9 protein-coding genes and 1 pseudogene are annotated in these 8,785 nt (G+C 65.0%); 7 read left to right on the forward strand and 3 right to left on the reverse strand.

Going from position 1 to position 8,785, the window contains the following annotated elements; translation table 11 throughout:
• Nucleotides 1–8: 8 nt before the first annotated feature.
• The 5 genes from ACFC3J_RS20885 to ACFC3J_RS20905 all read left to right on the forward strand — a co-directional run bounded on the left by ACFC3J_RS20885 (nucleotide 9) and on the right by ACFC3J_RS20905 (nucleotide 3,672).
• Nucleotides 9–983 carry an aldo/keto reductase gene (locus tag ACFC3J_RS20885; RefSeq protein ID WP_375197920.1) on the forward strand — a complete coding sequence of 325 codons (975 nt, stop codon included), beginning with the start codon at nucleotides 9–11 and terminating at the stop codon, nucleotides 981–983.
• The gene (locus tag ACFC3J_RS20890) at nucleotides 976–1,281 is read left to right on the forward strand and encodes a UxaA family hydrolase (protein WP_375197912.1); all 306 of its coding nucleotides are present in this window, start codon (nucleotides 976–978) and stop codon (nucleotides 1,279–1,281) included. The genes ACFC3J_RS20885 and ACFC3J_RS20890 overlap by 8 nt, the downstream gene beginning before the upstream one ends.
• Nucleotides 1,278–2,480, forward strand: coding sequence for a UxaA family hydrolase (locus ACFC3J_RS20895; protein ID WP_375197913.1), 1,203 nt, complete (start codon nucleotides 1,278–1,280; stop codon nucleotides 2,478–2,480). Before ACFC3J_RS20890 ends, ACFC3J_RS20895 begins: the two co-directional genes overlap by 4 nt.
• Entirely contained in the window at nucleotides 2,453–3,208 is a 756-nt protein-coding gene (locus tag ACFC3J_RS20900; RefSeq protein WP_375197914.1) for an SDR family oxidoreductase, read from the forward strand. The genes ACFC3J_RS20895 and ACFC3J_RS20900 overlap by 28 nt, the downstream gene beginning before the upstream one ends.
• 77 nt (nucleotides 3,209–3,285) lie before the next feature.
• Nucleotides 3,286–3,672 (forward strand): hypothetical protein, encoded by a 387-nt coding sequence (locus ACFC3J_RS20905; RefSeq protein ID WP_375197915.1) that lies wholly within the window; start codon nucleotides 3,286–3,288, stop codon nucleotides 3,670–3,672.
• On the opposite strand, the gene ACFC3J_RS20910 is transcribed toward ACFC3J_RS20905, so the two are convergent.
• The gene (locus ACFC3J_RS20910) at nucleotides 3,669–3,998 is read right to left on the reverse strand and encodes a hypothetical protein (protein ID WP_375197916.1); all 330 of its coding nucleotides are present in this window, start codon (nucleotides 3,996–3,998) and stop codon (nucleotides 3,669–3,671) included. The two genes, ACFC3J_RS20905 and ACFC3J_RS20910, sit on opposite strands and share 4 nt — an antisense overlap.
• 210 nt (nucleotides 3,999–4,208) lie before the next feature.
• Between ACFC3J_RS20910 and ACFC3J_RS20915 the strand changes: the two genes are divergently transcribed.
• Both ACFC3J_RS20915 and ACFC3J_RS20920 read left to right on the forward strand, forming a co-directional pair.
• A complete protein-coding gene (locus tag ACFC3J_RS20915) occupies nucleotides 4,209–6,101 on the forward strand; it encodes a potassium transporter Kup (RefSeq protein WP_375197917.1) in 1,893 nt (630 codons plus the stop codon).
• A gap of 166 nt (nucleotides 6,102–6,267) precedes the next feature.
• Nucleotides 6,268–7,566, forward strand: coding sequence for an ammonium transporter (locus tag ACFC3J_RS20920; protein ID WP_375197918.1), 1,299 nt, complete (start codon nucleotides 6,268–6,270; stop codon nucleotides 7,564–7,566).
• 8 nt (nucleotides 7,567–7,574) lie between these two features.
• On the opposite strand, the gene ACFC3J_RS20925 is transcribed toward ACFC3J_RS20920, so the two are convergent.
• Together ACFC3J_RS20925 and ACFC3J_RS20930 are read right to left on the reverse strand one after the other, a co-directional pair.
• Nucleotides 7,575–8,462, reverse strand: a complete 888-nt coding sequence (locus ACFC3J_RS20925) for a class I SAM-dependent methyltransferase (RefSeq protein WP_375197919.1) — start codon at nucleotides 8,460–8,462, stop codon at nucleotides 7,575–7,577.
• 44 nt (nucleotides 8,463–8,506) lie between these two features.
• Nucleotides 8,507–8,785: pseudogene (locus tag ACFC3J_RS20930) on the reverse strand (HD-GYP domain-containing protein); the annotation flags it as partial.

Genomic DNA, 8,785 nt, shown 5'->3' on the forward strand with positions numbered 1-8,785 from the left:
GGCTGGGCATGAGCGCCTTTCCTCCGCTCGGCATGGGCACCGCGCCCATCGGCAATCTCTATCGCGTGGTCAGCGAGGCGGAGGCGCAGGCCACGCTGGCGGCGGCCTTCGCGGCGGGCATCGGCTATTTCGACACCGCGCCCCATTATGGCTTCGGATTGGCCGAACGGCGTCTGGGTGCGGCGTTGGCCGAGCATGATCCGCAGGGCAAGGCCATGATCTCTACCAAGGTCGGCCGTCTGCTGATGCCGACGCAGGCCAAGGGCGAGCGCCACGGCTTTGTCGATGCCGACCCGTTCGAGCCGCATTTCGACTATTCGCATGACGCGGTGCTGCGTTCCTTCGGGGAGAGCCTTGGCCGTCTGCGCCGCGACAGGGTCGACCTTCTGCTCGCCCATGATCTGGGCAGCCTTACCCATGGCGCGCGCCATGCCGATCATCTGAAAGCCTTTCTCGACGGCGGCTATCGCGCAATGGCCGACCTGCGTGCCTCCGGGGCAATCGGCGCCATCGGGATCGGCGTCAACGAGGTCGCGATCTGCCACCAACTCCTCGACCATGTCGATCTGGACGCGATCCTGCTCGCCGGGCGCTACACCCTGCTCGACCGGAGCGCGGAGTCCTTGCTGGAACGCTGCGCCGAGCGGGGCGTGAAGCTCATCGTCGGCGGCCCCTATAATAGCGGCATCCTGGCCCGCGATCTGACGGGACCGCTGCACTACGACTATGCCGCGCCCAACGAGGACATACTCGCCCGCGCTCATGCCCTGTCGTCAATCTGCGCCCGTTTCGGCGTGCCGCTGCCCGCCGCCGCGCTGCAGTTCCCGCTGCGCCGCGATCCGGTCGTTTCCGTCATCCCCGGCCTCGTCGGGCCGGATCAGGTGCGGGAAAGCATCGCCCGGCTCGATGCGGCCCTGCCCGACGCTCTCTGGCCTGCGCTCGACGCAGCCCTTCACCATCTCGAGGACATCAATCATGCTTGAGGACGATGCCCGCCTCATCCTGCTCCACCCGGACGACAATGTCCTGATCTGCGTCCGCGCCATAGCGGCAGGCGATCCACCCCTGTCCGGCGGCACCATCCCGGCCTGCGAAGGCATCGCCATCGGCCACAAGATCGCCCGCATGCCCCTGCGCGCCGGGGACAAGGTCATCAAATATGGCGCGCCGATCGGATCGATGACGGCGGACGCCGCAGCGGGCCACTGGGTCCATATGCACAATATGAAGAGCGATTATATCAGCAGTCACACCCGCACCGCGTTGGAGCAGGACGCATGATCGAGGCGTGGCTCCGACAGGACGGCCGCAAGGGCATCCGCAATATTGTCGCGGTCGCCTATCTGGTCGAGTGCGCTCATCATGTGGCGCGGCGGATTGTCGACAGGGCGGACGATCCCGATGTGCAGCTGATCGGCTTTCCGGGTTGCTACCCCAATGCCTATGCGGGCAAGGTGATGGAGGCGATCGCCACCCATCCCAATGTCGGTGGCCTCGTCATCATTTCGCTGGGGTGCGAGAGCTTCAACCGCGAACGGCTGAAGGCTGTGACCGAGGCGAGCGGTCGCCCGACCGAATTGCTGGTGATCCAGCAGGAAGGCGGCACCGCCGCCACCATAGCAGCGGGTCTGGAAGCGGTCGAGCGGGTGCGCGCCGCCGCCGCTCAAGTCGAACGCGTGCCCATGGGCATTGACGAACTGGTCGTCGGCACCATTTGCGGCGGGTCGGACGGCACCAGCGGCATCACCGCCAATCCCGCGGTCGGGCGGGCGTTCGACCGGCTGGTGGCTGATGGCGCGGCCTGCATTTTCGAGGAAACCGGCGAACTGGTCGGCTGCGAAAAGATCATGGCCGATCGCGCCGCTACCCCGGAACTCGCCGTCGCCATCGAGGCGTGCGTGCAGAAGGCGGAGGCCTATTACACGATCATGGGCTTTGGCAGCTTCGCGCCGGGCAATGCGGAAGGCGGTCTCACGACTCAGGAGGAAAAGTCGATGGGCGCCTATTCCAAGTCGGGCAGCTCGCGGATCGACGGCCTGTTGAAGCCGGGCGATGCGCCTCCGGTGGGCGGCCTCTATCTGCTCGACGTCGTGCCCGATGGGGAGCCGCGCTTCGGCTTCCCCAATATTTCCGACAATGCCGAGATTGTGGAGCTGATCGCCTGCGGCGCGCATCTGACGCTGTTCACGACCGGGCGCGGATCGGTGGTGGGATCGGCCATTTCGCCGGTCATCAAGATTTGCGCCAATCCCGACACGGGCCGCCGCCTCGCCGCCGACATGGATGTGAATGCGGGGCGCATATTGGAGGGCGATGCGACGCTCGAAGAGGTGGGGCGGGAAATCTACGACAAGGTGCTGGCCGTGGCGGCCGGCGAGCGCAGCGTTTCCGAAATGCTTGGCCATCAGGAGTTTATTTTGACCTACAAGGCTTTCGATCCCATTGGCCCGGAATGTCTGCCTGCGCGGGTGCGCGCATGAGGGGCCGGTTAGCGGGCAAGACTGCGCTGATCACGGCGGCGGCGCGGGGCATCGGGCGGGCTTCGGCGCAACGTTTTGTCGAAGAAGGCGCCCGCCTGTTCGCTACCGACCGCGACCTGGAAGCGCTGGCGGGGCTGGAGGGCTGCGAGCTGCGCGCCCTCGACGTGACCGACGGCGCGGCGGTGGAGGCACTGGCGGAAGAGATCGGGCCCATCGATATTCTCGCCAATATCGCGGGCGTGGTCCATGCGGGCAGCATCCTTGAATGTTCGCAGGACGATTGGGACTTCGCCCTCTCGCTCAACATGACCGCCATGTATCACAGCATCCGCGCCTTCCTGCCGGGGATGCTGGCCAAGGGCGGTGGTTCGATCGTCAACATGGCCTCCATCGCCAGTTCGGTGAAGGGCATCCCCAACCGCTTTGCCTATGGTGCGAGCAAGGCGGGGGTGATCGGCCTCACCAAAGCGGTGGCCGCCGATTTTGTCGGGCAGGGGATACGCTGCAACTGCATCTGCCCCGGCACGGTTGACACGCCCTCGCTTCAGCAGCGGCTGCGCGACACCGGAGATTATGAAAAGGCGCAGCGGGATTTCGCCGCCCGCCAGCCCATGGGGCGGCTCGGCACGGCGGAGGAGATTGCGGCGCTGGTGCTCTACCTTGCCAGCGATGAGGCCGCCTTCACCACTGGCGCGGTGCATGTGATCGACGGCGGCTGGGTGAACTGACGCTGAGGTTAATTGATTTTACATGGCGGGTCGAAAGGCGCACAATATCGCCGTCGCAGTGGGGCAGGGGGGAGTCCATGGTGCGGGGGTCCGGATTGATCGCAAGACTGGCAGCCGACCGTTCGGGCGTATCGGCGGCCGAATATGCGCTGCTGCTGGGAGTGTTGGCAGGTTCGGTCGCGATCGGCGCCTGGGCGCTCGGCCAGTCGATCAACGGCGCCCTGGACGATACGAGCGCATTTCTCGCCAGCTATGCCGGGTCGACCGCTTCATCGGGGGGCGGCGGCACCAGCGCCTCTTCCTCCGGTTCGCCCGGCAATTCGGGCAGCGCGCCGGGACAGAATGGCACGACGCCCGGCCAGTCGGGATCGACCCCCGCCAGCGGTAGCGCCCCACCCGGTCAGGCGGGCGCAACGCCGGGGCAAAACGGCAATAATCCGGGTCAGGCCAACAAGAAAAATTAGGCCGGGGTCGAAGAATCTCTCCGGTGACGGTGGCCTTCCGCAATCCGGCCGCCCGGACGGGCGGACGGCAGCGAAGCGGACCAGCGTTCCGACAGGCTGACGGGCTTCCAGAGACCCGCCCCCATGGCGGTCAGCGCGGCCCCGCCGGTGGCGCTCAGAAACAGCAGCGCGCCGAGCAGATATTGCGTTGGGGTCATGCCCTCCGCCGGGTTGGCCATCACCAGCCGGCGCAACAGGCCTTCTTCGGGCCAGGCGGACGCAAGCAGCATCAGCCCCGCGATCCGCAACAAAATCCTTGCACCCCTATGGTCATACCAGCGCGTCATCACAGGCATCCTCGAACCGGAGAAGGCCGATTTACCCAGCATCGCATAGCTTATCGAGAGCGGGAAAGCGGGGGCCGCGTTGAAATTGCATAGGATTTGCCGCAATTTTATGCGAATCCTACGCAAATCCTATGCCGCCTGGGCAAAGCCGCACTGGCAATCCTATGCGGCTTTGTGCAAAGGGCGCGGCGGGTAACAGCGGGTGCGTGGATGACGGATAGCGCGGGCGATGCTTCGGGTCATGGAGTGCATGGGAAGCTGCCGGCTCTCGCCCTGGGCGCGCTGGGGGTGGTGTTCGGCGACATCGGCACCTCGCCGCTCTATGCGCTGAAGGAAAGCTTTGTCGGCCATCATCCGCTGGCGGTCGATCCGGAGCATATCTATGGCGTGCTGTCGCTGATCTTCTGGACGATGACGCTGATCGTCACGGTCAAATATGTGTTTATCGTGATGCGTGCCGACAATCATGGCGAGGGCGGCAGCATGGCGCTGCTCGCGCTGATCTCGCGCAAGCTGGGCGTCACCCGATGGACGCCGTGGATCGCGATATTGGGCGTGCTGGCGACCGCGCTCTTCTACGGTGACGCCATCATTACCCCGGCTATTTCCGTGTTGTCTGCCGTCGAAGGGCTGGAGGTCGTGAATCCGGGCTTCGAACCCTTCGTCCTGCCCATTGCGATCATCATCCTGATCGGCCTGTTCCTGATCCAGAAACATGGCACCGCCAGGGTTGGGGCACTGTTCGGGCCGGTCATGGCGCTCTATTTCCTTGCGCTCGCCGGGCTCGGCCTGCTCAACATCGCGCGCCATCCCGAAATCATCAGCATCGTCAATCCGCTCTGGGCGCTGCGCTTCTTCCTGCTCGACCCCGAGCTGGCCTTCCTCGCCCTGGGTTCGGTGGTGCTGGCGGTGACGGGGGCCGAAGCGCTCTATGCCGACATGGGCCATTTCGGGCGCAAGGCGATCAGCATCGCCTGGCTCTATGCCGCGTTGCCCTGCCTGCTGCTCAACTATATGGGGCAGGGCGCGCTGCTGCTCGATCAGCCGCAGGCGGCGGAAAATCCCTTCTTCCTGCTGGCGCCGGAATGGGCGCGGCTGCCGCTGGTCATTCTGGCCACGCTGGCGACTATCATCGCCAGCCAGGCGGTGATCTCCGGCGCCTTTTCGGTAACGCAGCAGGCGGTGCAGCTGGGCTTCCTGCCGCGCCTGCGCATCGCCCACACCAGCGCGTCGGCGCAGGGTCAGATTTACGTGCCACTGGTCAACTGGACGCTGCTGCTGTTCGTCGTGCTGTTGGTGCTGGGCTTCCAGTCGTCCAGCAATCTGGCGGCGGCCTATGGCATTGCGGTGACCGGCACCATGGTCATCACTGCCTGCATGCTCGGCGTTCTGACCTTCACCGTCTGGCGCTGGCCGCCGCTGCTGGCTGGTGCGGTGACGGGACTGTTCCTGATGGTGGACGGGGTATATTTTGCTTCCAACGCCACCAAGATCCCCGATGGCGGCTGGTTCCCACTGCTGGTGGCCGCGGCCGTGTTCCTCATGCTGACCACCTGGGCCACGGGCCGGAAGATCATGAATTTCTATCTGATGGAAGGGGCGATGGACGTGGGACTGTTCATCCAGTCCGTCGCCAAATCCCTAAAGCGCGTGCCGGGCACCGCGATCTTCCTCAATTCGCGGTTGGAGGGCGTGCCGCCCGCGCTGCTGCATAATGTGAAGCATAATAAGATCCTGCATGAACGGATCATCATCCTGACCGTCAAGACGAAGGGCGTGCCCCATCTGCCGCTGGATGGCCGGGCGGAAGTGAGCGACCTTGGTTCGGGCTTCTATCGCGTCGTGCTGCGCCATGGCTTCATGGAAGAGGTCGATATTCCTGCCGCGATGAAGGCGGTCAGCGGTTGCGGCGGTCCCATCAATGTCATCGACACCAGCTATTTCCTCAGCCGCGAGACGCTGATCCCTTCGGAAAAGCCCGGCATGGCGATCTGGCGCGAAAAGCTGTTCGCCTGGATGATGCGCAATGCGGTGACGCCGATGGATTTCTTCAATTTGCCGACCAACAGGGTGGTCGAGTTGGGATCGCAGGTCGAAATCTGATTCTTGGCGGCCTGTTCAGGTAACCCGCCTCCGGCCCGCCACCTCTATCCTGAGGTCAGCCGCGACCGTTCCTTTCCGTTCGCCAAGCGCTGTTATGCATTGCGCACGGCACTGCCGGAGGCTAGCTGCCGCGCGAACGAGAGTCGGGGGGCAGGAACGAGACATTATGTTGCGTGATATATTTCGCTTGGGTGCGGCCTGTTGCCTGGCATCCTGCGCGAGCATGGCGGAGGCAGCGCCTGCCGCAGCCGTTGTCGACAAGGCGGACACGCTCCTGCTCATCGTGGGGGCCGCTCTCGTCCTGTTCATGACGTTGCCGGGGCTGGCGCTTTTCTATGGCGGGCTGGTTCGCGCCAAGAATTTCCTGTCGGTGCTGATGCACTGTTTCGGATTGGCGGCGCTGGCCTCGATCCTCTGGTTTCTCGGCGTCTACAGCCTTGCATTCCGCGGCGATAACGCCTTCATCGGCGATCTGTCTGCGGTCGGGCTTACCGGACTCAGCGCCATCCGGCAGGGACTGACAGTGCCCGAAAATGTTTTCGCGCTCTATCAGATGACCTTTGCGATTATCACCCCGGCTCTCATCGTGGGCGCCTTTCCGGAACGGGTCCGGTTCGGCTGGCTGATGCTGTTCTCAGGCCTCTGGCTCGTGCTGGTCTATGCCCCGTCCGCGCACTGGCTGTGGGATGGAGGCTGGCTGGCGCAGCGCGGCGCGCGCGATTTTGCCGGCGGCATCGTGGTCCACACCACCGCGGGCATGGCGGCTCTGGTGCTGGCTATCATGGTCGGGCCGAGAAGGGGATTTCCGCAATCGATGATCCCGCCGCACAGCCCCGCGATGACGATGATCGGCGCAGGCATGCTGTGGGTTGGCTGGTTCGGATTCAACGGCGGATCGGCTCTGGTTGCCGATCAGGCTGCCGGCGCGGCCATCATCGCCACGCATCTGGCGGCCAGTTCGGCGGCGCTGACATGGGCAGCGGCGGAGCATTTCAAGATCGGCAAGCCGACCTCGATCGGCGTCGTGACCGGTGCGGTCGCGGGCCTTGCGACGATAACGCCGGCGGCCGGCTATGTTTCGCCCGCCGGTGCGGTCGTCATCGGGATCATGGGTTCGCTGGTCTGCTTCGCTGCGGTGTTGGCGGTGAAGCACCGGTGGAAGATTGACGATACCCTTGATGTATTCGCGGTGCATGGGGTCGGCGGAATGCTGGGTTCGGTTCTGGTCGCGATCTTTGCCAGCGAGCGGCTTGGCGGCACGGGGATGGACACCGGGCATGGCATTGCGGGTCAGTTGTTCGTGCAGGCGGAAGCGGTTCTGGTCGTGGCTCTCTGGTCGGTGGTGATGACTTTCATCGCGGCGCGTGCGGCAGCCCTGCTTCTCCCGATGCGCGTGAATGCCGAACAGGAACATGACGGACTGGATCTCAGCCTTCACGGCGAAAGGGCGTATGAATTCGATTGAGACTTGCTCTAGAGCCGCCGAGGGAGGCTGTTCGGGGCTATTGGCGCCGCCCCGTCCAGAGGCTTGTCCCAAATAAAGATGCCATAGCGCATCGCGCCCGTGCGCAGCGCGACGATCAGGCGCGGCAGGCTGAGCATGAAGCGGCGGTTCGTCGTCCCGCGGCTGAGCGCCAGCCGCCGCAGCGCAGGATCAGTCAACAATGCTTTCGCCAGCCGCGACAGGCAGATCGTCCAGGTGCGCCGGACGCGGGCGCTGGCATCCTCATAGGCGGTCAGGGCAAAGCCCGCATCGGCCGCGAGCATCTCATAATCGGCGCGGCTGCCCATGCTGGGAAGCCGACCCTCACGGCAGATGGGCTGGAGCAGCTGCTTGACTTCCCAGGGACGAACCGCCTCGCCTTCCAGCCAGGCGCAGACCACCAGCCTCCCGCCCGGCCGCAGCACCCGTGCCGCCTCATGAAAGAAGCGGGCCTTGTCGGTCATATGCTCGGAACTTTCGATCGCCCAGGCCCGATCGAAGGTTGCGTCGGCGAAGTCGTTGTGCAGCCAGTCCTGCCGCAGACAGGTGAAGCGCGGCGACGGGCGCGTGTCGGCGATCTGTTGCTGCGCGGCGGACAGGGTGACGCCGGTGATGTGCACGTCATGCCGCGCCGCAATGCGCGCCGCCGTCGCGCCGTAGCCGCAGCCTATGTCGCACAGCCTCTGCCCCGGCTCCAGCGCCAGCCGTGTCTCGACGATATCAGCCAGCGCGTCGGCCGCCTCCGCCGCGCTTTCGCGGCCGGTGCGCCAGTAGCCATGATGCACATGTTCGCCCCAGATGCGCCTGTAGGCGAGATCGAGCTCGTCATAATGAGCCGCGACACCCGCGGCGGTCGAGGGCAAGTCCGGCACGATCATGCGGCTTTATCGCTCTGCCGGGAACGGGCGGCAAGCGGGAAGGTTCAGCCCGCCGCAGCCAGCAATTTCGCGCTCAATGCGGGCCATTCGGCCATGTCCCATCCCTCGGGCGTCTCGCGGGTCATGATCTGGTCGGCGCCATAGCAATTGGCAAGATCGATATCCTCACCCTTTTCGAAGGCGCGGTCGGCCAGCGAATAGAAGGGACGGACCATGGGCAGGGTCAGGTCATCGGGATTCTGCTCGACGACGATGGCCAGCCGATGGGAGCGCAGCCGCACCAGCGATCCGATCGGATAGATGCCGACGGCGCGCTGGAAGGC

The organism is Sphingobium sp. (assembly GCF_041987595.1).
Taxonomy (GTDB): Bacteria; Pseudomonadota; Alphaproteobacteria; order Sphingomonadales; family Sphingomonadaceae; genus Sphingobium.

Coding starts and splice junctions, on each gene's coding strand:
- ACFC3J_RS20925 (WP_375197919.1), bottom strand. CDS start 8,462: ATGATCGTGCCGGACTTGCCCTCGACCGCCGCGGGTGTCGCGGCTCAT.
- ACFC3J_RS20920 (WP_375197918.1), top strand. CDS start 6,268: ATGTTGCGTGATATATTTCGCTTGGGTGCGGCCTGTTGCCTGGCATCC.
- ACFC3J_RS20900 (WP_375197914.1), top strand. CDS start 2,453: ATGTCTGCCTGCGCGGGTGCGCGCATGAGGGGCCGGTTAGCGGGCAAG.
- ACFC3J_RS20910 (WP_375197916.1), bottom strand. CDS start 3,998: ATGACGCGCTGGTATGACCATAGGGGTGCAAGGATTTTGTTGCGGATC.
- ACFC3J_RS20895 (WP_375197913.1), top strand. CDS start 1,278: ATGATCGAGGCGTGGCTCCGACAGGACGGCCGCAAGGGCATCCGCAAT.
- ACFC3J_RS20890 (WP_375197912.1), top strand. CDS start 976: ATGCTTGAGGACGATGCCCGCCTCATCCTGCTCCACCCGGACGACAAT.
- ACFC3J_RS20915 (WP_375197917.1), top strand. CDS start 4,209: ATGACGGATAGCGCGGGCGATGCTTCGGGTCATGGAGTGCATGGGAAG.
- ACFC3J_RS20905 (WP_375197915.1), top strand. CDS start 3,286: ATGGTGCGGGGGTCCGGATTGATCGCAAGACTGGCAGCCGACCGTTCG.
- ACFC3J_RS20885 (WP_375197920.1), top strand. CDS start 9: ATGAGCGCCTTTCCTCCGCTCGGCATGGGCACCGCGCCCATCGGCAAT.